This window comes from Acinetobacter thutiue, assembly GCF_030385805.1.
Taxonomy (GTDB): Bacteria; Pseudomonadota; Gammaproteobacteria; order Pseudomonadales; family Moraxellaceae; genus Acinetobacter; species Acinetobacter corruptisaponis.
On record NZ_JAUDZE010000017.1, the window covers coordinates 1 to 26,164 of the forward strand.

At 41.9% G+C, this 26,164-nt stretch carries 16 protein-coding genes and 4 pseudogenes; 13 read left to right on the plus strand and 7 right to left on the minus strand.

The features are described from left to right. Positions 1–1,658: pseudogene (locus QTA56_RS17955) on the minus strand (Tn3-like element ISAcsp1 family transposase); the annotation flags it as partial. 94 nt (positions 1,659–1,752) lie between these two features. Between QTA56_RS17955 and QTA56_RS17960 the strand changes: the two are divergent. The 3 genes and pseudogenes from QTA56_RS17960 to QTA56_RS17970 all read left to right on the plus strand — a co-directional run bounded on the left by QTA56_RS17960 (position 1,753) and on the right by QTA56_RS17970 (position 4,646). Further along, the gene (locus QTA56_RS17960; protein WP_004726718.1) at positions 1,753–2,361 is read left to right on the plus strand and encodes a recombinase family protein; all 609 of its coding nucleotides are present in this window, start codon (positions 1,753–1,755) and stop codon (positions 2,359–2,361) included. Between the two features lie 33 nt (positions 2,362–2,394). Then, positions 2,395–2,862 (plus strand): annotated as a pseudogene (locus QTA56_RS17965) (HNH endonuclease signature motif containing protein); the annotation flags it as partial. Between the two features lie 551 nt (positions 2,863–3,413). Further along, on the plus strand, positions 3,414–4,646 hold the full coding sequence (locus tag QTA56_RS17970; protein ID WP_001255534.1) for an ATP-binding protein: 1,233 nt from the start codon (positions 3,414–3,416) through the stop codon (positions 4,644–4,646). A gap of 271 nt (positions 4,647–4,917) precedes the next feature. On the opposite strand, the gene QTA56_RS17975 is transcribed toward QTA56_RS17970, so the two are convergent. Beyond that, positions 4,918–5,247, minus strand: a complete 330-nt coding sequence (locus tag QTA56_RS17975; RefSeq protein ID WP_000506885.1) for a DUF4236 domain-containing protein — start codon at positions 5,245–5,247, stop codon at positions 4,918–4,920. 208 nt (positions 5,248–5,455) lie between these two features. Here QTA56_RS17975 and QTA56_RS17980 point away from each other — a divergent pair, with 208 nt between their 5' ends. The 7 genes from QTA56_RS17980 to brxL are packed head-to-tail and all read left to right on the plus strand — an operon-like array spanning position 5,456 to position 19,587. Then, complete coding sequence (locus tag QTA56_RS17980; RefSeq protein WP_267982260.1) at positions 5,456–6,322, plus strand: BrxR family helix-turn-helix transcriptional regulator; 867 nt, start codon at positions 5,456–5,458, stop codon at positions 6,320–6,322. 10 nt (positions 6,323–6,332) lie between these two features. After that, positions 6,333–6,944, plus strand: a complete 612-nt coding sequence (locus tag QTA56_RS17985; protein ID WP_267982261.1) for a DUF1819 family protein — start codon at positions 6,333–6,335, stop codon at positions 6,942–6,944. A 16-nt stretch (positions 6,945–6,960) separates the two neighbouring features. After that, positions 6,961–7,536, plus strand: a complete 576-nt coding sequence (locus tag QTA56_RS17990; protein ID WP_234115081.1) for a DUF1788 domain-containing protein — start codon at positions 6,961–6,963, stop codon at positions 7,534–7,536. 41 nt (positions 7,537–7,577) lie between these two features. After that, complete coding sequence (brxC, locus tag QTA56_RS17995) at positions 7,578–11,258, plus strand: BREX system P-loop protein BrxC (RefSeq protein WP_267982262.1); 3,681 nt, start codon at positions 7,578–7,580, stop codon at positions 11,256–11,258. Positions 11,259–11,304: 46 nt separating this feature from the next. After that, a complete protein-coding gene (pglX, locus tag QTA56_RS18000) occupies positions 11,305–14,850 on the plus strand; it encodes a BREX-1 system adenine-specific DNA-methyltransferase PglX (RefSeq protein WP_267982263.1) in 3,546 nt (1,181 codons plus the stop codon). 43 nt (positions 14,851–14,893) lie between these two features. Then, positions 14,894–17,518, plus strand: a complete 2,625-nt coding sequence (pglZ, locus tag QTA56_RS18005; RefSeq protein WP_267982264.1) for a BREX-1 system phosphatase PglZ type A — start codon at positions 14,894–14,896, stop codon at positions 17,516–17,518. A gap of 29 nt (positions 17,519–17,547) precedes the next feature. Then, complete coding sequence (gene brxL / locus QTA56_RS18010; protein WP_267982265.1) at positions 17,548–19,587, plus strand: protease Lon-related BREX system protein BrxL; 2,040 nt, start codon at positions 17,548–17,550, stop codon at positions 19,585–19,587. A gap of 124 nt (positions 19,588–19,711) precedes the next feature. On the opposite strand, the pseudogene QTA56_RS18015 reads toward brxL, so the two are convergent. The 5 genes and pseudogenes from QTA56_RS18015 to QTA56_RS18035 form a co-directional block, all read right to left on the minus strand. Continuing rightward, a pseudogene (locus QTA56_RS18015) lies at positions 19,712–19,948 on the minus strand (hypothetical protein); the annotation flags it as partial. A gap of 196 nt (positions 19,949–20,144) precedes the next feature. Next, complete coding sequence (locus tag QTA56_RS18020; protein WP_004827016.1) at positions 20,145–20,855, minus strand: PP2C family serine/threonine-protein phosphatase; 711 nt, start codon at positions 20,853–20,855, stop codon at positions 20,145–20,147. After that, positions 20,837–21,559: a hypothetical protein gene (locus QTA56_RS18025; protein ID WP_004827012.1), complete on the minus strand. Its 723-nt coding sequence runs from the start codon at positions 21,557–21,559 to the stop codon at positions 20,837–20,839. The genes QTA56_RS18020 and QTA56_RS18025 overlap by 19 nt, the downstream gene beginning before the upstream one ends. Continuing rightward, entirely contained in the window at positions 21,556–22,203 is a 648-nt protein-coding gene (locus QTA56_RS18030) for a hypothetical protein (RefSeq protein ID WP_004827010.1), read from the minus strand. Before QTA56_RS18030 ends, QTA56_RS18025 begins: the two co-directional genes overlap by 4 nt. A 558-nt stretch (positions 22,204–22,761) precedes the next feature. Further along, positions 22,762–23,250, minus strand: coding sequence for a hypothetical protein (locus QTA56_RS18035; RefSeq protein ID WP_087528908.1), 489 nt, complete (start codon positions 23,248–23,250; stop codon positions 22,762–22,764). Positions 23,251–23,490: 240 nt separating this feature from the next. On the opposite strand from QTA56_RS18035, the gene QTA56_RS18040 reads away from it, so the two are divergent. The 3 genes and pseudogenes from QTA56_RS18040 to QTA56_RS18050 all read left to right on the plus strand — a co-directional run bounded on the left by QTA56_RS18040 (position 23,491) and on the right by QTA56_RS18050 (position 26,015). Beyond that, on the plus strand, positions 23,491–24,810 hold the full coding sequence (locus QTA56_RS18040) for an ISNCY family transposase (protein WP_082186514.1): 1,320 nt from the start codon (positions 23,491–23,493) through the stop codon (positions 24,808–24,810). A gap of 553 nt (positions 24,811–25,363) precedes the next feature. Next, positions 25,364–25,720, plus strand: a pseudogene (locus tag QTA56_RS18045) (type II toxin-antitoxin system RelE/ParE family toxin). Further along, a complete protein-coding gene (locus tag QTA56_RS18050; RefSeq protein ID WP_001140620.1) occupies positions 25,713–26,015 on the plus strand; it encodes a helix-turn-helix domain-containing protein in 303 nt (100 codons plus the stop codon). Before QTA56_RS18045 ends, QTA56_RS18050 begins: the two are co-directional and overlap by 8 nt. Positions 26,016–26,164: the final 149 nt, after the last annotated feature.

Here is a 26,164-nt window from a genome sequence, read left to right on the forward strand (position 1 = left end):
GGTGTTATTTTTAGACCAGATTGATTGATCATCGCATCAGGCAAATCGTTGGTCGCTGCCATGCGATTAATGATTGCTAATTTCTGCTCCAATAGTGAAAGGCGACTTTGCAAATATAGATCACAATCAGTAGTAATGGTTAGAGGTAACTCATTGGACTGTTTTAGCTGATTAAATTTATCAGCAGTCACTAAATACTCATCGAAGTCTTTGAATTGGCGAGAGCCTTGTACCCAGAGATCCCCAGCCCGTAGCGAGTTTTTAAGTTCAGATAACACACATATTTCGTAATAGCGGCGATCAATACCATCATCGGTAAAGACTAGTCTTGCCCACCGTTTTTTGATAAACGCTATTGGAGCATTAGAGGGGATTTTTCGTGTATTATCAACATTCATGCTGCGGAGCAACTCTACAGCGGCAAGCATATCTTTTGCTGCTGGGGCAGCACGCAATTTAAGTATGGCAAGAAGTTCTGGCGCGTAACGGCGTAAAGTTGCATAGCTCTCGCCAATTCGTGGTAAAAAATCAAAGTCTTCGGGTTGCGCCAGTTTTTCTGCCTCAGTAATACTTGCTGCAAAAGCATCCCATGAAATAACAGTTTCGATGGCGGCAAACGGATCACTGCCATTTTGCTTGGCATCTAGCAAGGCTTTCCCGATAAGCCCATACAAACGCACTTTGTCGTTGATCGCTTTACCTGATGATTGAAATTGTTGCTGGTGTTTATTTTTTGCGATAGCAAATAGCTTTCCAATAATGCGATCATGCAGGTCAATAATTTCGTCGGTGATCGTGGCCATACTCTCCACAACGATTGCTACCAAAGTGGCATATCGACGTTGAGATTCAAATCTGGCCAAATCAGCAGGAGTCATTTGCCCACCTTCGCGAGCAATTTTCAGTAAGCGATTTTGATGAACGTGTTTTCCAATGTCTTCAGGTAGATCGATGGCTTGTAAGCACTTCAGCCGCTCAATGTGCTCAAGCATGTACTTTGAGTTTGGTTTAGCTGGTGACTGTCTAAGCCACCCCAATATTGTCAGTTTGCTGCCCTCTTTACGGTTCAGCAAAGCATCTATATTTTGACGATGAGTTTCTGAAAGTGAGCTCGTCAAAGCAGTATAAATTATGCGGTTGGCAGATGTGATTGCTTCTGCGCAAATACTATCAATTGCATTTATAGCTGGCAAAAGGACTGATTTTTGTCGTAAATTTTCAACGAGAGTTGTGGCTAAAATAAGACCTTTATCTGTCTGAAGGGACAAATCCACCATCATATTGACCGATTGCCGATAGTCACTCAAGGTGAATAGTTTGAACCCAAAAACTTTTTTCAATTCGGCAATATGTTCTCGTCTTGTTTGCTCGCGCTGACCATAATCATTCCAGCAGTCCACTGATATACTAAGTTGAGCAGCCATCATGAAAAGTAAGGGTTTGAATGGTTCGTCGTTAATACCCAATATCACTCCAGGGTAACGCATGTAGCAAAGTTGAATTGCAAAGCCTAGCTTGTTGGATGCCCCTCGATGTTGATGGACTATGGATTTATCAGAATCACTCAGAGTGTAATGCTGAAGCATAAAAGCTCTATCATCTGGAATTTCGAACAGGCTTCCCAATTCCGTGGACGACAAAATAGAATGGCGCGGCATGGCTCATTAGTCCCAAATAAACTAAACTATTAAAGGTACATTATTTTGTACCGCCACGCTTAGCTTTGCGCTGCAATTTCGCAAGGAGGTTCAATTGGGACAGAATGCGGCCATTTATTGCCGAGTATCAACGAACGATCAGTCCTGCGAACGACAGGAATATGACCTACGTGCCTACGCCAATCGTTGCGGCTACGATGTTGTCGGTGTTTGGAAAGAAACTGCATCAGGCAGTAAGGATGAGAGATTGCAAAGAAAATACTTGATGACCATGGCGCAATCTCGTGAAATCGATGCCATCTTGGTGACGGAATTGACACGCTGGGGCAGAAGCACCGTGGATCTCGTACAGTCATTACAAGATCTTGGGCATTTCGGGGTATCTCTGGTGGCACAAACAGGTTTGCAGTTTGACCTTTCCACATCTCAGGGAAAGCTCATGGCTTCTGTGATGTCTGCATTAGCAGAGTTTGAGGGAGATTTACTACGTGAACGTGTGCGCTCTGGTGTAGCAGCGGCACAAGCGCGTGGCGTTGTGTTTGGTCGTCGTCCTGGTCAACGTACCAAGTCAGATCGTCTGGCACCTAAAGTGTTGGAGTTGGTGTCTGCTGGACACTCTTATCGACAAGTCGGTCGGCTGGTCAATCTAAGCAAAAATACCGTGTTGGATATCGTTAAAAGAAGTCGGAGTGAAAATCCTTAGCGTGCTATATTTTCCGTTTCCTGAGACGACCCCTATAAAGCCTTTATTTGCTTAAGCTTGGAAATGGATGTTGATTTTGATGATGAGGAATGCCTGAATACCTTTATTCTGTCCATGTCTAAGGCCTTCAAGTACATAAACTTTAACGAGTTTTATGTCGAAAGATTTTTGGGTGGTTATGATGATGCAGTCGTCAAGCATGTGGTGGGATATGTGGAGTCGATTAGTCCAATTTCTCGGTCAAAGCCCAAGGCTTTTTCGGCATTAACCAAGAGTCTGCTTAAGCACAATTTTCTGGTGGGTAATCATAACTTTTGCCTCATTTGTGATGGATTGATCTATCTTGATTCTACTGAATCGGATCATCGGATTGCCAAAGCCGTAGGTGGGCAAGGTGTTCTAGAGAATGGTCTGCTGGTTCATCCCATCTGTAATAGAATGAAATCAGATCTGAGTCTGGAAGAGATTAGAGCGGATTTGTTTGGTGAATTACTGTATTAATCAACAGAGCGATGAGCTCATTTTTGCAGATGTATCAATGATTAATCACATGATTTAACTTTTGATACATTCAGCCAATGTGGTTATTTTTAATTCAGTCCAGAATCACAACCAGAAACTAGCTGTAGTTTCTGAATGACCGTCAAGGTCCTTAGTTTCGCCCATAGATTCCCTCTGTGGGCTTTTTTTTGATCAAAAATTGTATAGATGCTCTAAAATAAACCTTTTAGCATTTCATAAGCAATTAGGATTAAGGCTGAGACCATCAGCACAACAAAAATGAGTTCCACTCTAGTTAACATCTTAGTTCCATTTACTTTTCACTTAATTTATATAGCAGTTAACTCGTAGCATCAATGAAATAACATGACATGGAAAATAATCAAAAAGACAGAATTTGGATTTTGATCAGATCTGCATGTTTACATGCTTCTACAGCAGCTTTGAATGTTTCACTTAACCTTTAAACTTTTCTTAAAACTAAATATATTTACATATACATTCTAAAATTTGATAGAATTTATTAAAACTTTAGATTCTAAGTGTAAATAATGAGAAGCGCTAATATTCGACGTGATGGCTACTTAAAATTTCTGAATACATGGCAAGACCGTGATGTCATTAAAGTACTTTCAGGTGTGCGTCGCTCTGGAAAATCCACCTTATTGGCGATGTTTCAACAAGACCTAAAAGCACAGGGTGTACAAGCCGAAAACATCATTGCCATCAACTTCGAATTTATGGAATTTGAAGAACTCACCGATTACCGTAAACTACATGATTATGTATTGTCCAAAGTTGATAAAAGTAAAAAAAACTATGTTTTTTTAGATGAAATACAACATGTTACAAATTTTGAGAAAGTAGTCGACTCTTTATATGTTCGGGATTATATCGATTTATATATTACAGGCTCAAATGCATTCTTTCTAAGTGGAGAACTTGCGACTTTACTTACAGGACGCTATATAGAGCAACATGTTTTACCCCTTTCATTCCAAGAATTTAAACAGTGGCATATTGAAAATAATCCGATCATCCAACAATTATCCAATCGTGATTTGTATGCCATGTATACGCGCAGTAGTTTCCCTTATACGCTTGCCATGACTAGCCAGCAGGAAACCTATGATTACTTGCAAGCGGTCTATGCCAGTGTAATGTTTAAAGATGTTATTCCCCGTTTGAATACTGCCGATATTAACTCTCTCGAGCGTGTCGCAAGATATTTGGCAAGCGTGACAGGCTCACCTATTTCCATCAATAAAATTAAAAATACCTTTGTTTCAAGTGGGGTTAAGATTTCATTTGAAACAGTAAAACGCTATATTCAGGGCTTACAGGACAGTTTGCTATTTTATAGTGCCGCACAGTTTAAAGTACGCGGGCGTGAGTTATTACAATCCTCTGAAAAATACTATTTAGTTGATGTCGGATTGCGCCGGATTATGTTGCCTGATGCTAATGCTGATCAAGGTCATATCCTAGAAAATGTGATTTATCTTGAGCTTGTCAGACGAGGTTATACGGTCTATGTAGGGCGGGTTGATGAATATGAAATTGATTTTGTTGCTGTCGATACTTTACAGAATTTAACTTATTATCAGGTGGCATTAGAAACGCTCAATGAGGAGACACTCAGCCGAGAGTTACGTCCATTACAGAAAATTTCTGATTCGTATCCCAAGTATTTGCTTACCTTAGACACGATAGGGACTGAAGCGAATTATAATGGTATTGTAAAAATGAGTGCTCTCGATTGGTTGCTATCTGAAAATAAGTAAAGTTGAGGGTAGACATGGATACTCTTATTTATTAATTAAAACTCAAAGACTTTTCAGCATCATTCAAGAATGTATTCAAGCATAATTTCTGCTCCAATTGTGATGGATCGATTTACCTCGATTCGATTGAGTCAGACTATCATGATTGAGCCAGAGTCGCTTACTGAAAGTAGCGAGAATTGCGCTGGAGTTTCTGAAGGATATTAATTCCTTAGTTTGCCCATTCATCCATCTGGGCATTTTTTTTGATCAAAATACAGTGCTGTTCTTGCTAAAAAATGACGGCACCCACCATAAAACACAATATTCCAAAAATAATCCAAGGCCAGATCTTTGTCTTCGGTTGTTCTAAATTCTGAGGATTATATTCCGTGTGTTCTAGCGATGTCGGTTGTGGAACACGGGTCTTTTTAGAGTAAGGTTGGTGTTTAGAGTAAGATAGTCCCGTACCTGGAATGCCGACACTGGTTCGCGTACCTTTTTTCCCAATATTTAGAGAAGCACCAGGTTTGCCAATGCTGGCACTGCTGATGCCTTTATGGGTCAGATTAATTTTAAAACCCGGGAATAATTTAATACTTTTACGAAATCTAAAACCCATATTTCTCTCATTCTAAAACTTAGCTCAATTCACGCGCTATACCAGGATCCATGATCTGCTAGAGATCGTACTTTGACGGCTATCATCAGGATACTAGTATATTTTTTATCTGATGATTGCAATACTACCTTTAAATACCGTCAAAAATGTTTACTGTATATTTGCTGTAGGGTAATCTTAAAGCTGCTATTTATTGACTGATTGGTATATGACGACAGATAAGCATGAAGTCCTGCTACGAATGCGAGCCATCGAGCTGCTTGCTTACTGGGAAGGTCGTTTGGTTACCAATCGTTTGATGAGTTGGTTTGGACTGAGTCGACAGCAGGCTTCTGCGGATATCAAGCGTTACAATACGCTGTATAACCCAGATGCCTTGATTCATGACCCCTCCGTCAAGGGTTATGTGCCTAAGGCCAGCTTCCAGCCTGTACTGACTACAGCGCACATCAATGAATATCTTAATATGCTGTCAGGTTTGGTTAGTGAATCGCATACCCTGATTGCGACACCAGAACCGAATCTTGCAGCAGTTCAATTACCTGATCGCAGTGTACGTCCTGAAGTGATTCGGGAAGTTTTGCGTGCCTGCCGCAACCAAAGTACTTTAAAAATGATTTATGCCTCGATGCAGAATCCGCAGTGGCATGAACGCATCATTTCCCCACACACCCTGGTGTATACCGGTTTTCGCTGGCATGTCCGTGCCTATTGCCATCAGAGCAAGCAGTTTAAGGACTTTTTACTCTCCAGAATTGATCGCACACCTGTTGTGGTGGCGATTGAGTCAGTAGACCCTGCTCAGGATCAGCAATGGCATGAAGAAATTGTACTGACGCTGATCCCTAATCCAAAATTGAATGAAGCTCAAAAAGCGCTGGTCGAAAAAGACTTCGGCATGCCTGATGGCAGATTACAGATTCCGGTCAAAAAAGCCCTGGCTCACTATACCTTGCAGCGATATCAGGCTGCGATCACGCTGGCTGAAGCAGATGATGCCTTGAAATATCCCTTGGTACTACAACGTTCAGATATCGAAAAACTGTCGTCTTATCTGTTTGATCAGGCCTCATAGGAGATTGGCCATGTTAGAACAATTTCATTATGACAGTGACCTGATTGGTGGTTCACTGATGGTGCGTGAAAGTCGGTTAATCGCGGATCTGTTATTGCGTGAGGCGACTCCAGAACAATGGCATCAGGCGATTCAGGTGGACAATATTCTGCAAAAAAGAACGCCTGCTTCAGCTCAACGCAATGCCACCGCTATTCGTAAGCGTCTGGAGCGCTTGGAGCCTGATTTCTGGAAAGCACTACGTGATGGGGATGATGAGCTGGCGACCCAGGTGGCTTTTTGTGGCGCATTGGAACGCAACCTGTTGCTGCTTGAGTTTATGGAAACAGTGATGAGAGAGGCCTATATCTCCCAGGCTCAATACCTGGACAGTTATATCTGGTCAGACTTTCTGGATGAGCGTTCACAACGCGATCTTGATATCTGTGATTGGAAAGAGTCCAGCAAGAAAAAAATGGGGCAGGTGGTATTTCGCATGCTGGCAGAAGCCGGTTACTTAAAAAGTACCCGTAAGCTGGAGTTGCAGCGTGTGATCGTCAGAGCAGAGCTGCGTAGCCTGTTGGAAGAACATTATAAACTACGCATTAAAAGATCTATGGAAGTGTCGCTATGGACGCGGTAGTTGTAGAGGGGCAGCAATGAGTCAAACAATACATGAGCGTCTAAATCAGATTCCAGAGCGAATACTTTCAACCGAGTTTCTCACTGGTCAAGGATTGGGCAATGAAATTGGCTTCTGGATTTTTGATTATGCACCTGAAGATGAGTTGAAAGTGCGCGAATATCTGCATTTTCTAGACGGGATGCTGGAGAAAAAACACAGTCAGCTGAAGGTGGTGAATATCAACCTGCTGCAAGCCGTGGTGGATTATCTGGCTGAGCGTAACTTCATCGATAAAGCCATTCAAATGCAAAAAGCCAAAGGCGATGATGCGCTGCTCAAAGCGCTGAAAGGCCCACTGCATATGGATAAGTTCGCGCCCTATCTGGTGAGTAAATATGCCACCAATGCGCAAGATATTGTGTTGATGACTGGGGTAGGGTCGGTTTGGCCACTGTTACGTGCCCATCACTTATTAAACAGTTTGCATTCGTTACTGGGGCATAAGCCAGTGGTGCTGTTTTACCCAGGTTATTACGACGGTCAAGCGATGAGTTTATTTGGAAAAATTCCAAGCAATAATTACTACAGAGCATTCAGATTAGTGCCTTAAACACGGCAAATAGAAATAAGAATTCGGGGGAATTGATTGAGATGAACATTAAAGAACTTTTTTACAAGCCATTAGATCGTGCGATTAACGGGGTCGTAAAAGCAGACCAGAATGACAATACTACGGTTTATCAGGAACTCGATGAGTATGTGGTCACCAATGAACTGGAAAAGCATTTTCGGGACTTTTTCCAGTCTTATGGCACAGACCTAAGCGATCCTTCGATTGCCAACCGTGTCGGCGTATGGATTTCAGGCTTCTTTGGTTCAGGTAAATCACACTTCCTGAAAACCTTGTCGTATATTCTGGCCAATAAAGTGGCACGTGATGCGGAAGGTAACGAACGTAGTGCTGCAGAATTCTTTGATGAAAGCAAAATCCGTGATGCGTTTATCCGTGCGGATATTGGCAAGGCCGTTAGCCATCATGCCGATGTCATCCTATTTAACATCGACAGTAAAGCCAGCTCCAATGATGATGGCAATCCAATCCTGAATGTGTTTTTACGTGTGTTTAACGAGTATCAGGGTTTTAGTGCTGACCATCCACATATTGCCCATATGGAACGTCACCTGAGCCAGAAAGGTGTCTACGAACGCTTTAAACAGGCGTTTGAGGAATCCAGCGGCATGTCCTGGCTAGAGGAGCGTGACGGTTATCAGTTCTATCAGGATGATGTTGAAACCGCGATTTCCCAAGCCCTCAACTTATCAGCAGAAGCTGCGCATAAATGGTTTGAGGATTCTGAGCAGACCTTTAGTGTTTCGGTTGAAAACTTCTGTCAGTGGGTGAAAGAATACCTGGACAGCAAAGGACCCCAGCAACGCATGTTGTTCTTGGTCGATGAAGTGGGGCAGTTTATTGGCAGCGATACCCGCTTGATGCTGACACTGCAAACCATTACTGAAAACTTGGGTACGATCTGTAAAGGCCGCGCTTGGATTATCGTCACCTCGCAGGCAGACATCGATGCTGTTTTAGGTGAGATGTCTTCTTCCAAAGCCAATGACTTCTCCAAGATTGCTGGACGTTTTAAAACCCGTTTATCACTGTCCAGTTCCAATACCGATGAAGTCATCCAGAAACGTTTATTACGTAAAACCCCGGAAGCTGAAGCACTGCTCAGATCAGTGTTTGAGCAAAAGGGCGATATCTTAAAAAATCAGATTACCTTTGACCGTTCAGGCCCAACCCTCAAGAACTATGAGGGGCCAGACAGCTTTATCCATAATTATCCTTTTGCGCCGTACCATTTCCAGCTGGTGCAAAAAGTTTTTGAAGAAATCCGTAAAGTCGGTGCGACTGGTGCACATCTGGCCTATGGTGAGCGATCTATGCTGGATGCGTTCCAGATGGCCGCGAATGCGATTGCCACAGATGAAGTCGGGGCACTGGTTCCTTTCCATCGCTTCTATACTTCAGTGGAAGGCTTCCTGGATACAGCAGTGAAGCGTACCATCGACCAGGCAGGGCAGAATAAGACCCTGGATGGTTTTGATGTGCAGATGCTGCGTACCCTGTTTATGATCCGCTATGTCGATATCATCAAAGGGACCTTGGATAACCTGGTGACTTTGTCGATTGAGAAAATTGACGAAGACAAACTGGCATTACGCAAGCGCATTGAAGAAAGCCTGCTGCGTCTGGAAAAAGAGAGCCTGATTACTCGTAATGGCGATGAGTTCCTGTTCCTGACCAATGAAGAACGTGATATTACCCGCAAAATTAAAGCCACTGACTTAGCGGCTTCAGAAGAAAATAAAGAGTTAGCCAATCTGATTTTTAAAGATTTACTGCGCGATCAGAACAAATACCGCCATCAAGCCAACAAGATGGACTATCAGATTGGTCGTTTTCTGGATGGTCATAGCCTGGATGGCAAGTATGAGAGCGATTTGAAAGTTGAAATCATTTCTCCGCTGGATACGGAATACAGCCTCTATACTGAAGCTTACTGTATTGGTAAAAGTACTCAGGCCGAAGGACAAGTCCTGTTTAAACTGGCAGACGATAAACAGTTCTTTAATGAACTGCGCACCTGGCTGAAAACCAATAAATTTATTCGGTTAAATGATGATGGCACTCAGTCCGATATCAGCCGTATCCTGGCAGACCGTGGCCGTGAGAACCAGGAGCGTAAAAAACGCCTGCGTGCCCGGGTCGAAGAAATGTTGCTGGACGCGGAAAGTTATGCCTTGGGGCAACATTTACAACTTTCATCATCAAGTCCAACCACCAAGCTGGACGAGGCTTGTCGTTATTTGCTGGAAAATACCTATACCAAACTGAGCTATCTGCAAGTCTATCAGCAGGATGCCTGGCGTGAACTGAACGCCGTCTTGACTGTGGATGATATGGCGCAGCTCGGATTGTCTCTGGATGGCGGGCAGAGCAATCCGAAAGCCCTACAGGATGTCGAACAGTACATCTCGCTGCGTGCAACCGGTACCGAACGTATTCTGGTGTCAGATGTGGTGGATCGTTTTGCCAAACGTCCTTATGGCTGGCCAGATGCCGAGATTTTACTGTTGGTGGGGCAGTTGGCGGCAATGGGCCGAATTTCTCTGCAGTTAAATGGCGGCAGCTTACAGTTAAAAGATGCCTTTGAGCCTTTACAAAACAGCCGCCGTCGCCGTGATGTGTCGATCATTAAAAAACGCCAGACTGATGATCAGGTGTTGAAACAGGCACGCCAACTGACTCAAGGGCTGTTCTCGGCCATGGGACCCTCGACCGAAAAAGAGCTGTTTGAATTCTATACCCAGAATTTTAAGACATGGTTAGGTAACTTTAAGTCGTATAAGAGTAAAACTGATGTTGGGCAGTTCCCGGGCAAGAAAGTGATTGAAAAGTCGATTCTGACTTTGGAACGTCTGCTGCCGAATAGCGACAGCTTCGATTTCTTTAAGGCCGTGGTCGAGAACAAGGACGACTATCTGGATCTGGAAGAAGATTATCGTGACATTCATGAATTCTTCAGCAACCAGATGCCAAGCTGGCAACAACTGCAACAGGCCTTACGTCATTTTGAGAAAAACAAACAGGCGTTGGGCAGTGATGATGTGGCAAAAAAAGCCCTCTCTGAATTACATCGTATTGCCACCCTTGAATCGCCCTATGGCCTGTTAAATAAAGTGGCTGATTTGGTTCGCACAGTGGAAGGCGTCAATGAGCAATTGCTGACTGAGAAGCGCAATCAAGCGATAGAACACATTGATGACAAGATCAAGCAGTTAGAAGCTGAGATCAAAAACAGTGGCATCGCTAGCGCTGAGCTGAGTAACAAGCTATTACGCCCACTACAACTGCTGAAAACAGATATTGAAGTGGAAACTAGCCTCTCCACCATCTATATGCTGCAAACCCAAACCGCCGTGGAGCGTTTTGATGAAGCCTTGTATGAGTTGGAAAGCGAAGTTCAGGCGGAAATCCAGCGTCAGGCCAAAGCGGCACAACTGGCTCAGAGCAAAGCAGAGAGTGTAACCAACACTGCAACCACCGCCAGCCCGGTTACATCAACACCTGCTGTGAGTCCGGTACAGCCTGCGACAGCCGTAGTGCCACCGAAACCGGTGGTGGAAGTCGATGTCGCCAGCATTTACAGCAAAACCTCCAGCAGTGTCTACCTGGAAACAGAAGAATCAGTGGATCAGTTTGTAGACGCACTTAAAGCTGAATTGAAAAAAATTGTGGGTGACAAAAAGCGTGTGCGTATTCGCTAACTTGGGTTAGGGATATCGGCATCAGTCATTAATTAAAGGTTTTAACATGAATACCAGTAATATTAAAAAATACGCACCGCAAGCACGTAACGATTTTATCGCAGCGATGCGCAAGCAGGCCGCCAAATACGGCATCACCGCAGACAGCATTTTACCGGCAGAACAGAAAGGCGACTTGCTGCTGATTGGCGATCAGGTTTTTCCTCTATCCGTCATGAAACCACGTGACAAGCTGATCAAGCGCATTCAAACCAGCAGTTTTGAGCAAACCATTGATTATATCGCTTACAGTTGGTTTAACCGTCTCTGTGCGATTCGCTATATGGAATGTAAAGGCTTACTGGATCATGGCCGTCGTGTGCTGAGTAGTGCAGATGGCAGTTCAGGCTTGCCACAGCTTCTGGAAGAATGTTTGGATATTGACCTACCGGGTTTAGATGCCAGCCGTGTGGCGGAACTCAAGCTGGATGGTAATAAAGACGAAGAGCTGTACCGTGAGCTGTTACTGGCGCAGTGTCATGCGTTGAATCAGGTCATGCCACTCTTGTTTGAACAGGTTTCTGATGAGTCTGAACTACTGTTACCGGATAACCTGACTAAAACCGATTCGTTGATCCGTGATTTGGTCAGCAGCATTCCGGAAGAAGACTGGTCGGATGTGCAGATTATTGGCTGGCTGTATCAGTTCTATATTTCTGAAAAGAAAGACCAGGTGATTGGTAAAGTCGTCAAGAGTGAAGATATTCCTGCAGCGACGCAACTCTTCACCCCAAACTGGATTGTAAAATATTTGGTGCAAAACAGTGTCGGCCGCTTATGGATGATGGCACAGCCTGATAGTACCCTGGCCAGTGAATGGGAATACTATATTCAGCCAGCGGAACAAACGGATGAAGTCAATGCCCAGTTAAAACAGCTGATTGATGTACGGATCAGTGAAGATGGCGATACTTTAAACCCTGAAAGCATTACGGTACTGGATCCGGCCTGTGGTTCGGGGCACATTCTGGTGGAAGCTTATGACTGCTTAAAAGCGATTTATTTAGAGCGTGGTTACCGTAGCCGAGATATTCCACGTTTGATTCTGGAAAACAACCTGTACGGCATTGATATTGATACCCGTGCCGCACAGTTAGCCAGTTTTGCATTGTTGATGAAAGCCCGTGAGGATGACCGCCGTTTATTTAGCAATCCACCAAAGCTGAATATTATTGCGCTACAAGATAGTCAGCCAGAACGACTAGAAGCATTCAATCAGGACTTGACTAGTACCGGTATTGCACAGGCAGATTTAAAAGAACTGTTGGAATTATTTGAACACTCTTCAACGTTTGGTTCTTTGATTCAGGTACCAGCAACATTCTCTCAAAAGCTACCTGAATTAGAAAGTAAGCTAAACACAGCTTTAGAATCAGGGGATATTTTTGCACAACATTCAGCACAAGAGTTATTGCCTTTAGTACAGCAAGCTAAATTACTCGCTAAACAATATGATGCCGTGATTGCGAATCCGCCGTATATGGGCAACAAGTATTTAAATCCAAGTCTTAAAACCTATTTAAAAAAGAACTATGAAGGTTTTGAAAAAGATCTTTTCTCAGCGTTTATGATCCGAGATTTGCAGCTGACTAAAGAAAGTGGTCAACTGGGCTTTATGTCCCCATTTGTTTGGATGTTTATTTCTTCATATGAGAACTTGCGTACACATTTTATTGATCATGCAACAATCACAAGTTTGATTCAGTTAGAGTACTCTGGTTTTGATGGTGCAACGGTACCCATTTGTACATTCACATTGGCTAAGTCACATGTAAGTAATTTTATGGGGTCATATATACGTCTTTCTGATTTTAGAGGTTCTGAAAATCAGGCACCTAAAACATTACAAGCGATTAACAATCCTGATTGCGGTTGGTTTTTCACTGCTAAACCGGATGACTTTAAGAAAATTCCAGGTAGTCCTATAGCTTATTGGGTGAGTGATAATGTACAGAATACTTTTTTAAATCAACCTTTATCTAACTTAGCAGAATTTAGAGCAGGTCTACAAAGTGGAAATAATGAGTTGTTTCTACGATTATGGCATGAAGTTAACCAAGGGTTGTTTTTTAAAAATTGTAAAGATAGGCTAGAGGCAATTAATACTAAAGGTAAATGGTTTCCATTGAATAAAGGTGGAGGTTTTCGTAAATGGCATGGTAATAAGGATTATGTTATCAATTGGGAAAATGATGGAAATGATATTAAAGAGAAAAAACGCATTGATTTAGAGGAAGGTAGGATTACTCCAAATAATTCTAAGTGCTGGAATCAAGAATTTTATTTTAAAAATGGATTAACGTGGTCGTCTTTATCCTCATCAGATTTTTCTTTGCGAGATAATGGTTATGGTTTTTTATTCGATACAAAAGGGCAAATGCTTTTTGCAAACGATGAGAAGGATAAAAAGAAATTACTCGGTTTATTAAACTCTAAAGTAGCTCGGCACTATTTGGAAGCATTATCACCAACATTAGATTTCAATGGTGGAGTAGTCAGTAAAATACCTATTATAGACTATGAATATTCTACATTTACTCATGTTGATGAATTACTAAAAATATCAACTTTTGACTGGAATGATTACGAGACCTCATGGGACTTTACTCAAAACCCAATTATTCGTAGCCAACAGCCAAACCTAGAACAAGCTTTCAATATATGGCAACAACAAAATGCTGACGCCGTGGCAGAAATGAAACGTCTGGAAGAAGAAAACAACAAGCTGTTTATTGACGCTTATGGTTTACAGGATGAGCTGACCCCAGATGTCCCCGATGAGCAAATTACGCTTACCCGTGCCGACCGTGAAAAAGACAGCCAGCGGTTAGTCTCCTATGCACTTGGCTGCATGATGGGACGTTATAGTCTAGATGAAGCAGGTCTAATCTATGCCCATGCAGGTAATCAAAACTTTGATGTCAGTCGTTATAGAACATTCCCAGCCGATGCTGACGGTATTATTCCACTGACCGAAATGCACTGGTTTGAAGATGATGCGACGCATCGTATCCAAGAGTTCTTAACTGCCGTTTGGGGCAAAGACACGCTGGATGCCAATATGCAGTGGCTGGCAGAAAGCTTAGATAAAAAAGCCAGTGAAACAGCTGAAGATACCATTCGCCGTTACCTCGCCAGCAAGTTCTATAAAGACCACATGCAGACCTATAAAAAGCGTCCGATCTACTGGTTATTTAGCAGTGGTAAACAGGGGGCTTTCCAAGCATTGGTGTATTTACACCGCTATAACGAAAGTACCTTGGCACGTATGCGTACCGAATACGTGATGCCATTGATTTCTAAAATGGCAGCCTATGCTAACTCTCTAGAAACTGACAAAGAAAATAGTGACTCTGCGGCTGAAATCAAACGTATTGAGAAAAAACTGCAAGACTTGCATAAGCAACAGGCTGAACTGAGTAGCTTTGAAGAAAAATTACGTCACTATGCCGATCAGCGTATTAGCTTAGATCTGGATGATGGGGTGAAAGTGAACTATGGCAAGTTTGGGGACTTGTTGGCTGAAGTGAAAGCCGTGACGGGGGAAAAGTGATGAATAGCTTTTCTTCCACACTAGATCATGCAGAGGTGGTTGCATGAACTTAAGTCAACTTCAACAAGGCCTGGAACAAGCCTTTTATACTGAACAGCATCGAATTGTCTTTTGGTACGATGCAGAACAGTCATTTACTGAAGAAATCAAAGCCCTAGAGCTAAATGATGTCCAGATTCTGAATATGGCAGAAGAGTCGAGCCTGGCGATCAAGCTTAAACTGGAACTTGAGGATCAGCAGGGCAAATACTTGCTGTATTTCCCCAGCCCTGAGCCTGAAACTGAAAAAGACTGGTTACTGGACATCAAGCTGTATTCACGCAGCTTCTATGCCGATCGTTTCTCGATTATTTTCAATGAGCTGGGTTTACAGCAGCAGAGTCTAAGAGAACATCTGGCCAAACGTGAAGAATTCCTTAAAGCCAAAGCCCGTCTGAGTACATTGAAACGCTATATCCAGCCTGATGCAGATGAACAGGATCTGGATATGGCCATGATTGCGGCTGTGGTCAAGGCTGATAGTGCCGAGCTGATGCATATCGTTCTGGCGTTGGCAGATGAAATGGTACAGCAGAATCTGAGTCTGGAAGTCAATCCGGAATCCTTTGCTGAACTGGAAAAATTCCAACTGGTGCCAACTTTAGTCACAGCATTACAGGCGGAAATTGGTTATCCAGCATCGGTTGAAGAATTGAATGGGGAAGCACCATTCAAGCTCGGTACGTTCTTTATCCGGTTGATGACCACGGGTTTCTGTGAAAGCTTGGGCGATATCCCCGTATGGGCTCAGGAACTGGTGATGTCATCCGTCAGCTCCCGTGCGACGGCTAGAGCCTTTTTGTCGCGCTGGAGAGACAGTTCTAAATACTACCCAACCTTCGATACACTCTCCCAGACCGTGGCAAATGCACTGCGGATCCAAGAAAAGGTCGGGGTCTTTGATCTGGAGCAGCTGCTCGATGTCATGACTTTTGAAGTGATTGAACAAAAGATCACTGTTGATTTGGCCAGTCATATCCCTGCAGCAACCAAAGCTGAACTGGAACATTTCAGAACGATTATTTCTACCCGTCTGGATGGCTATTGGGCGTCCAAACATAAGGACGATGCAACCCGCCGTAAATACCGTACCGTCTATACAGCGTTGCAGGCAGCGATTGAGCTGTTCAGCCTGCGACTGCTGTTTGATGCCGGTTTCTATTTCGACTCTAGCGAAGCCTTGTATAAAGCCTACGAGCAGGAGTTGTATCGCTTTGATCTGGCCTACCGCCACTACAGTGCTGCTTCTCAACGCGCTCATGTCGATATCCTGAAAAAACTCGATGAAGAAGTTGAAAATTGCTATTCCTACTGGTTTATTGACCACTTGGCACGAAACTGGGGCGAGCGGATTGAAGCTGAGCAACGCTTGAATGTCTGGAAAATGGCAGATATCCCAAATCAGCAGAACTTCTACGATACCCACGTCAGACCTTTACTCAATTCTGCAACGAAACGCCGTATTGTGGTAATTATCAGTGATGCTTTCCGTTATGAAGCTGCGGTAGAACTGCGTGATCGTATCAATGAAAAGCGTTATTCTGAAGCGACCTTGTCTTCACAGCTGGGAGTTGTGCCAAGTTACACCACACTTGGCATGGCCTCGTTGTTGCCGCATCAGACTTTGGAGTACAAAGAGGCCACAGGGGATGATGTTTTAGTAGATGGGCAGTCCAGCAAAGGGACTGCAGCACGATCCAAAATTCTGGCTGCCTATAATGGATTGGCGGTTACCGCTGAAACGGTAAAAGGTTGGTCGCGTGATGAAGGCCGTGAAGCACTTAAAGACCATGATTTGATTTACGTTTATCACAACGTGATTGATGCTCGGGGAGACAGTGCCTCGACAGAATCAGAAACCTTTATGGCGGTGGAACATGCCATTGAAGAGCTGACTGAACTTAGCCGCAAAATCTTGATGCATTTCAATATTTCTACCCTGTTGATCACAGCCGACCATGGCTTCTTGTTCCAGCAAAGTAAACTGGAATCTGCGGATCGTTCAAGCTTGACTGAAAAACCGACCAATGCATTGAAAAGCAAAAAACGCTATGTGATTGGACATGGTTTACCAGAGAGCAAGGAAGCATGGAAAGGCTCAACCCAAGCTACGGCAGGTACACTATCTGCGACTGATTTCTGGATTCCAAAAGGGGCGAACCGTTTCCATTTTGTAGGAGGCTCACGTTTCGTGCATGGCGGCATCATGCCTCAGGAAATTGTGGTGCCGGTACTGATGGTAAAACAGCTACGTGGTGAAAAGGCTGGACAGCGCACCAAGCGTAAAGTTGAGGTTATTTCTACCAAATCCACGCTGAAGATGGTCAATAACATCCAGAAGTTTGATTTGATGCAAACTGAAGCTGTCAGTGAGCTGGTCATGCCAGTGACTTTATCCATTGCCATTTATGATGGGGATCTTAAAGTTTCCAGTGAAGAAACTTTGACTTTTGATAGCAGTACCGACTCTGTTGCCGATCGGGTCAAGCAGGTCAGGCTGTCATTGTCTGGCACTGATTTTGACCGTAAGAAAGATTACTTCCTGGTACTGAAGGACAAAGACCTGAATATCGAGATGCAACGCTATAAGGTCACCATTGATTTGGCATTTACCGATGACTTCTTCTAATAACGAATTAACGATAGAGCGTAGCCTACATGGAATCTGCTAACGATAAAGAACTGGATCAGCTGCTGAATGAACACTTTGCTGGGCGGGTGGTACGTAAGGATCTAACTAAACTGATCAAAGAAGGGGCCAATGTCCCGGTCTATGTACTCGAATACCTGCTAGGGATGTACTGTGCCTCGGATGATCCAGAGATCATTGAGCAGGGACTACGTAACGTAAAGACCGTGCTGGCAGAGAACTATGTACGACCTGATGAAGCTGAGAAGGTGAAATCCCTGGTCCGTGAACGGGGCAGTTATAAGGTCATTGATCGGGTGACTGTAAAACTGAATGAGCGTAAAGACAAATACGAAGCATCATTTAGTAATCTGGGCATCAAAGATGCCGAAATCTCGGCAGGCATCGTCAAAGAGTATGAAAAATTACTTGTTGGTGGTATCTGGGTCATTGCTACGCTCAGTTATTATTTTGAAGAAGGACAACCCAATTCTCCATTTGGGGTGAGCTTACTCAAGCCGATTCAAATGCCGAATATGAATATGGATGAACTCTTCAGTGGCAGAGCAGCATTAAGCACGGATCAGTGGCGCGAGAGTTTAATCCGTTCGATCGGCATGGAACCGGCTTCGCTAAAAGAGGACGTGCAATGGCACCTATTAGCGCGTATGGTTCCGTTCGTTGAAAATAACTATAACGTTTGTGAATTGGGACCACGTGGTACCGGGAAAAGCCATATTTACAAAGAGTGTTCACCGAATAGTATTTTAGTCTCCGGTGGGCAAACCACTGTCGCCAATCTGTTCTATAACATGAGTAGCCGCCGTATTGGTCTGGTGGGGTTGTGGGATGTGGTGGCCTTTGATGAAGTTGCCGGTATTTCCTTTAAGGACAAAGATGGCGTTCAGATCATGAAAGACTACATGGCATCGGGATCTTTTGCCCGTGGCCGGGAACAGATGGAAGCATCTGCTTCAATGGTTTTTGTGGGTAATATTAACCAAAGCGTCGAATCGTTGGTAAAAACCAGCCATCTCTTGGCACCTTTCCCTGAAGCCATGATCGATTCGGCATTCTTCGATCGTTTTCATGCCTATATTCCAGGTTGGGAAATTCCAAAAATGCGTCCGGAATTCTTTACCAACCGTTATGGTCTAATCGTTGATTATCTGGCTGAATTCTTCCGGGAAATGCGTAAGCGTAGTTTTGCGGATGCCATTGAGAAGTACTTCAAACTCGGAAATAACCTGAATCAGCGCGATGTGATTGCCGTTCGCAAGACGGTTTCTGGATTGATGAAGCTGCTCTACCCACACGGTCAGTTTAATAAAGAAGATGTACGCCTGTGTCTGGAATATGCACTGCAGGTCCGCCGTCGCGTCAAAGAGCAGCTGAAGAAAATTGGTGGCATGGAATTCTATGACGTTCATTTCAGCTATATCGATAATGATACCTTAGAAGAACATTTTGTCTCAGTCAAAGAGCAGGGTGGTGGCGGACTGATTCCAGATGGTCCAGCGAAACCAGGTTTTCTGTATACCATCGGACTCAGTAATAAAGGCATGCCTGGCTTGTATCGCTTAGAGCTTCAAGTCACCAAAGGCTCAGGTAAGCTTGCAACTTCAGGCCTCTGGAACTCCAGCAGTGCCAAAGAACAAGTCAAGATTGCCTTTGACTACTTCAAAGCGAACGCCTCTAGAATATCGGGTGGCAGCAAAGTCATGGAGCATGACTTCCATCTGCATGTGGTGGAATTACAGAATACCGGGCCACTTAGTCATCTGGCTTTGCCGAGTCTAGTCGCTTTTGCTTCAGGCTTGCTCGGACGGTCAGTACAGAATCAGATGGTGGTCCTGGGAGATATGAGCCTGGGTGGAAACGTCACACCGGTTGAAAGTATTGCTGAATGTCTTCAGGTTGCATTCGATGCCGGAGCCAAGAAAGTCGCTTTACCGATGAGCAGTGCGGCAGATATCCCAACCATTCCAGTTGAACTATTTACTAAGTTCCAGACCAGCTTTTATGCAGATCCGGTAGATGCTGTGTTTAAGGGGCTAGGGGTGGATTAATTTCATATCTGTCTGGAAGAGTTACAGTAGATTGTTTTAAATTCAGTTTCTCAAGTTAAACACCATGTTGTAAAAGCATAATACTGCCTCTTTTAAAGAGCTAGTATTTTAGGGGGGGATTACCCTTCATTTTTTCTTGATCAGATATCTGTTGTATTTTGACAGGATTTTGTTGATCTAAATATTTTTGATACCAAACACGCAATGTTTCAGGAGTACAACCGATTTTAGGAGCAATAGCTGTGATTGCTGCCCAAGTAGAAGGATAATCTTTTTCAGATTCAATTAGTAATTGAACCGCTCTTTCTCTGATTTCAGGGGTCAATTTTACTTTGCCATTTGTAAGATAAAAGGGGGCAATTTTAGAATGCCGTTGACAATGTATCGCCTTTTGAGTTTGAAGCAATGTACAATGATAAGATTAACCCGTTAGGTCAGGTGGCCTAACTTAAATAAAAATTCTCCGACAAACCCGGTACGGTTCATAGCGAGTATCTGCTTATAAAAATTAGGTTTATTTGATTTTAACATCCGAATTGGGTATATGAGATTTTATGTTAAATGAATGATATAACCCATAGAGAAATATCATCAAATAATGAAGATACTTCGGATAAATTTTTGCTATAAATTATTGTTTTTATATCATTTTCTGAAAGCTTCCAAAATCCATCGGATGCTAGAATATATGTGGATTTTTTTTCAATATCTAAGGTCTTAAAGCTCAAGGGTTTTAACTTTTTTGTATTAAATGACTTGGTGACAATATTATCATTTGAAGAAGACCTAAGTATCATTTCGATACTTTGGGGATCTGTTTGATTATTTAAGCTCATCGCTAAATTATGAGGATAAGTAATCCAACTGATTTGTTGCTCATTATTGATTTTCCCAAGTCTGCAATCACCCAAATGTGCTGAATAAATTTGAGTCTGACTAAAAATAACCATCAAAATACTCATTGCTGCAGGTCGCAATTTTCCCCGATGTTCTATATAAAAATTCTCTGTTAGACGTTCAAAAAAATCATGTATATCTTGTGTAGTATTATTTAATTGAGCAAAGACGTCCTTCAAAGAAAGCACATAAGCCTGAAAATTTTTAACTAGTATGTCGCTGTTTTTACATCCCCCATGACCATCCACTACGTAACAAAAATATAGATTTTCATTATCAGTAAGGTTCCCTACAGCATCGATTCCAAATTTTTCTGGTGCGCTAAGATTCTGACATAAGGAAAAGGAGTTTATTAATATGCTTTTGGCCATTGTTTTATGATCGCTTGAATTACTTGTAAAGCTCTTTCTCTTGAGCCAAATCTACATTGATCTTCCATTATGATTTCAAAATCAGTTAATTCAGTGAGTTTTTTAAATTGATCAGATAAGTAATCTTTGAGTTCTTTTGGAGCATTATAGACTTCTTCAACTAAGGCGGATCGTCCCAGGCAAATTGTGATGATATCTTCTAAGTCTTTGCTATATAAGGGATCTTCTTTACGACCATGGAATGCTTCAAACTTGGTTGCTAAGAAATATTCAGGCATTAAGGTATTGATAATTAAATTATTCCCCAGCTTATACTCTACTTTTTTCTTATAAGCTTCTAGATACCAAGAGTTAGAGAAGCCTAAAATTTTTTCATCAGTGGGCATAAAGTCTACAATTAGATCTTCTCCTAGTTGGTAACGACAAGTGAAGTCCGTATTCTTTTCAAATGGATCTGAACTTTGATAATTTTTAAACCCTAGTTTTCTGACTTTCTCATCTAACTCATACCATTGGGTTGTGGTCTTTATATCTACAATTAAATCAACATCTTGAGTGTATCTAGTTGATAAAGATAAATTTTCTGGATCTAAAAACAGGCTAGTAGTGCACCCTCCAATAAATACTAGGTCTTTGATAAGATCCTCGCTTAAAGCACTTACAACCTGCTCTAGCATCTTCATTTGTGTTAAAGCATTATTCATTGTAGATACTCACGTAATAACTTTTCAGCTATTTTCTTTTCCCTTGGGGAACCTATTCTAAACACATCAATAAGAGCAAAAACTTCATACAGGAAATTATCATCTAACGCTGCATATGGTACAGATTTATATAATGGTTCAACTGCTAATCCTGAAATTGATTGATAGCTTTGAGCGGGCCAAATATAAGGTAATGAAGAAGAATACGATAAATGATCTGAAAGTTTTTTATTATTGAAAACAGTAGGAATACCAATATCAATAGCACCAACTTCTGTATGGAAAAAGTATTGAAAACTGTAAATAATTAGGTCTAAGAGAGCTCTTCTATTGGTTTTCCATTGCATTTCTACTAGCTCTAATCGCTTAAATGGTGAATTAGAGGTTACGATCAATAGCCCTATCTTGATTAAACGCTTTAAAGATTCTGCAACCTCACTTTTACTAATAACTACTGCTTCAGCCAACCCTCTGATTGATAAAGAATCATAAAAAGCACTTAATTTTAAAAAGATATCTAACTGCTCATCTTCTAATTTATCCCACTCAAGTTGTGCTTCTGAATAGTATTCTTTGAATATCTGGTGCTGATTCTCAATAGAGATCAGTTTTACGAGAACTAGAATGTCTTGAGGTTTAATCATATTAAGTTACCTTGTCCTCAATCCGTGGACTGAATTCATATTTGATCAACTCGTTACACTATTTGCAAGTATTTTTTAAAAATAATATTAAATAAAAAAGCCCGACATCTTGTCGGGCTTTTTCATCTTTGGTGCTAGGTAGGGCTGTCTACCTAATAATCCTGGTGCTAGAACTTATCGTTATTGTTTTATGTTCCGGAACGTCCTGTTCCTGCATGACTTCATCATAAGTAAAAAACCGCAGCTGCCCTAGCCGCAAAATCCTTAAATCTCTGTGCGCCAGGGCGTACAAAAATGGATAAAAGTTGTCCCGGTTTTATCCGCAGAAATTGGGGATAGTTTTCGCCCTGGAAGGGCTGAGAACATTGGAAAAACCGAAAAATTGACTACTTTTTAAACAAAATTATTGGAAAGAACTATCAAAACCGCTCATAAAAAAGCCAATTCGAGGGTGAATTGGCTTTTTATAATTCCATATCATAATGATTTTAAAAGATAAAATAATGAAATTTCGTATAACGTGTATTATGTTAAATTGAGTATTTCTTAATAACTCTATTATTTTCTCTTTAACGCTATTGTTAGAACCACTCCAACTACGCTTATAGCTGCCATTGCGAATTTTGCTAAGCCTTGCCAAGCATCATTATTATCCTTGTTAGTTTCTTTTACTATTTCAGCTATTCGCACATGCAAATCAGCAAGCTTCAAAGTTATCTCAGCAATTAAGTGAAGAGATTCATCGGTAGTAACTTTATCTGCAATCTTTGATAGAATTTGCATTGTAGAATCTAAACTTTTTTTAATGCCATCAAGACTATGAACCTGTGTAGTCTTAACCCCATCTACTATTAACTTCAAGCTATCTAAGTAATCTTTTTGAAGATCAACAATATTAGGTATTACTTTTACAAGCTCTGCTAACTGTGCAAGTGAAAAATTATCATTTTGTACCAGTTCCATAATTTTTACATACTGTTCTTTTGATAAATTATTAAAATCTTTAATATTTAGCTTTTCAGTAATTTCCTGAATAATATTTTTCATGTAATGACCTAAAATTCTTAGTAATCTCTTTAGTTAAGAAAGATATCAAGATTTATCTTCTAATGCATTACTGTAATAGTATTATGAATCTAGTAACTCCATTTAACATAATGGGCGTTATACGAAATGCATTTGTAAGCCCAAAATAGAAATGTCCGGTTTCTCCAAAGTAAAAATGTCCGCTTTTAGAATATGCGCTTTTGCAATTTCCTTAGCGGACGGTTTGATATGTTGGTGTCTATGTCGGATAAAGAACTTAAACGATTGTCGGTCTTGCAAGAAATCTGTGATCAACGTATAACTCAATCCCAGGCTGCTCAGCTACTTCATATCTCAGAACGTCAGATCAGACGCTTACTGCAGAAATACAAAGCCCAAGGTCCAGTTGCATTAGCCCATGCCGGTCGTGGCCAAATCAGCAATTCCAAACTTCCTGAAGAACTCAGACTCAAATGCCTCAATATTGTTTCTGACCAACTCCATGGTTTCGGGCCCACTTTAGCGCATGAAAAGCTCACCACCGTACATGGACTCGATCTTTCAGTAGAAACCCTGCGTTCCTGGATGATTGCAGCTGACTTATGGATTCCTCGATCCAAGCGCCTGAAACGCCCGTATCAGCCTCGTTACAACCGGGATTGCTTTGGTGAACTGATCCAAATTGATGGCTCACACCATGACTGGTTTGAAGGACGCGCTGCTAAATGCTGTCTACTGGTGTTCATTGATGATGCCACAGGCAAATTACAGCATTTACGCTTCTGTGAGTCAGAATCAACTTTTGACTATATGATTTCAACACGTTTATATGTCGAACAGCACGGTAAGCCTTTAGCGTTTTACAGCGACAAACATTCAGTCTTTAGAGTGAATCAAAGCAGCAAGAAAGACACCAAGATTACCCAGTTTGGACGTGTACTCAGCACCCTGAATATCGATATCATCTTCGCCAATTCACCGCAGGCCAAAGGCCGTGTAGAACGGGCGAATAGAACGCTTCAGGACCGTCTGATCAAAGAAATGCGCTTGGAAGGTATCTGTTCGATTGAGCAAGCGAATGCCTGGCTACCCTGCTTCATTGAGCAGTTCAATCAGAAGTTCGCCAAGATGGCTTTTAATCCTAAGAATCTACATCGGCCTATCGCTGAAACAGCCGAAGAATTAGATGATATTTTTACTTGGCGTGAACCCCGCAGAGTCACGAATAGCCTGACGATTACTTATGATAAATGCGTATATCTCCTAGAAAACACCGAAGAAAATCAAAGGTTGATCGGTAAGTATCTTGAGTTCCTGGAATACCCGGATGGTACTGTAGCCCTCATGCATGATGGCCGAAAGATCAATTACAGCCTCTTCGATAAATTAAGTCAGCTGAATCAGCGAGAGATTGTTGAGAATAAACGGTTGGGTGCTGTTCTGAATCATATCCAACAACAGCATGAAGAACTGGCACAACAAAACAAACGCAATCGTTCTCAAAAGATGCCAAGTAGACGTGCACAGAAAACAGCGATTGAACAACGAAATCTGAATCCTGTGCTTGACTCTTGTAGTTAAAAACAGGACATTTTAAATGGTTTATCGCATAGACATTTTAATTGGTGAATAACAACACTTGTATATTAATCTAAATATCAACCACTTAATAAAGATATAAAAATCCAAAAATGACTAAAAAGCCGATTTTGAAACAAGTCGGCTTTTTTATGAGCGGTTTTGATACTTCTTGCCAATAAATTTGACTAAAAAATAGTCAGTTTTGGGGTTTTTCAAATTTTATCAATGCCTCAATGTCCAAAATTATCCACATTTTTTGTGGATAAAATTTAGGCTATTTTGTAAGCCCTGGCTCATACCAATCTCGGCCCTTTGCTGCTATCCGCAATACTGGAAATTTCCTATCATGAAGACATAGAGAGCAGGATGCTCCAGATAAAAAGAATAAGATGAACAACAAGGAACGTGAGATCAGACAGGAGTCAGATCTAAGCGCCAAATATGGAAAAGCCCGACAGGATGTCGGGCTTTTTTATTGCCTATCCTTTCTCATTTGCAAAACAAACATAATGCCCCCTAAAATATAGACTATAATCTATATTTTGGTTGTGGTATGTGGACAGTCATTACGACAGATCTATTTAATCAGTGGCTTGAATAGCAAGATGAACCTACACAAGAGAAGGTCCTAGCTGCCCTGGTTATTCTACAGCAGCAGGGACCGAGTTTAGGCCGTCCTTTAGTAGATACTGTGTATGAGTCTAAATTTACCAATATGAAAGAACTGCGTGTTCAACATCGCGGTAGACCCTTAAGAGCTTTCTTCGCATTTGATCCCTTACGACAGGCTATTGTTCTATGTATTGCTGATAAAGGCGGTAAAAAGCGTTTTTATAAAGACATGCTGGATATTGCAGATGAACAATACCAACTTCATCTCACTACCCTAGGAGATAAATCTAATGGCTAAGACTCTGCAAGAATTGTTAGCTAGCCGCTCTCCAGAGAGCCAAGCCCGTATTCAAAAAATGGCTGATGAATTACTGCTAGAAAATCAGCTTCATCTTATTCGTGAAGAACTCGAAATTTCTCAAAAAGAGCTTGCTGAAACTTTGGGAATAAAACAGCCATCGCTTTCAGCAATAGAAAATCGTGGCAATGATCTTAAGATTTCAACCATGAAAAAGTATGTTGAGGCAATGGGTGGGAAGCTCCGTATTGATGTAGAGCTTCCAACAGGAAAACATATAGGATTCAACGTTTAACAATAAAAATGGGAGCTATAGGCCACTGCTGTCCCATAGTTTGCTTTAAATAAAAAAACCTGAGTCCTAACAGTTAAAATATGAGTGTAAACAAACACTTTAACGACCAGGATTCAGGTTTTGTCACATCAGAATACCGTATTTTATGA

Excerpts from the sequence above, each read along its gene's own strand:
- QTA56_RS17970 (WP_001255534.1), top strand. The coding sequence starts at position 3,414 with ATGAGAAGCGCTAATATTCGACGTGATGGCTACTTAAAATTTCTGAAT.
- QTA56_RS18030 (WP_004827010.1), bottom strand. The coding sequence starts at position 22,203 with ATGATTAAACCTCAAGACATTCTAGTTCTCGTAAAACTGATCTCTATT.
- QTA56_RS18025 (WP_004827012.1), bottom strand. The coding sequence starts at position 21,559 with ATGAATAATGCTTTAACACAAATGAAGATGCTAGAGCAGGTTGTAAGT.
- QTA56_RS18040 (WP_082186514.1), top strand. The coding sequence starts at position 23,491 with ATGTCGGATAAAGAACTTAAACGATTGTCGGTCTTGCAAGAAATCTGT.
- QTA56_RS18050 (WP_001140620.1), top strand. The coding sequence starts at position 25,713 with ATGGCTAAGACTCTGCAAGAATTGTTAGCTAGCCGCTCTCCAGAGAGC.
- brxL (WP_267982265.1), top strand. The coding sequence starts at position 17,548 with ATGGAATCTGCTAACGATAAAGAACTGGATCAGCTGCTGAATGAACAC.
- QTA56_RS17975 (WP_000506885.1), bottom strand. The coding sequence starts at position 5,247 with ATGGGTTTTAGATTTCGTAAAAGTATTAAATTATTCCCGGGTTTTAAA.
- QTA56_RS17985 (WP_267982261.1), top strand. The coding sequence starts at position 6,333 with ATGTTAGAACAATTTCATTATGACAGTGACCTGATTGGTGGTTCACTG.
- QTA56_RS17980 (WP_267982260.1), top strand. The coding sequence starts at position 5,456 with ATGACGACAGATAAGCATGAAGTCCTGCTACGAATGCGAGCCATCGAG.
- brxC (WP_267982262.1), top strand. The coding sequence starts at position 7,578 with ATGAACATTAAAGAACTTTTTTACAAGCCATTAGATCGTGCGATTAAC.
- pglZ (WP_267982264.1), top strand. The coding sequence starts at position 14,894 with ATGAACTTAAGTCAACTTCAACAAGGCCTGGAACAAGCCTTTTATACT.
- pglX (WP_267982263.1), top strand. The coding sequence starts at position 11,305 with ATGAATACCAGTAATATTAAAAAATACGCACCGCAAGCACGTAACGAT.
- QTA56_RS18020 (WP_004827016.1), bottom strand. The coding sequence starts at position 20,855 with ATGGCCAAAAGCATATTAATAAACTCCTTTTCCTTATGTCAGAATCTT.
- QTA56_RS17990 (WP_234115081.1), top strand. The coding sequence starts at position 6,961 with ATGAGTCAAACAATACATGAGCGTCTAAATCAGATTCCAGAGCGAATA.
- QTA56_RS18035 (WP_087528908.1), bottom strand. The coding sequence starts at position 23,250 with ATGAAAAATATTATTCAGGAAATTACTGAAAAGCTAAATATTAAAGAT.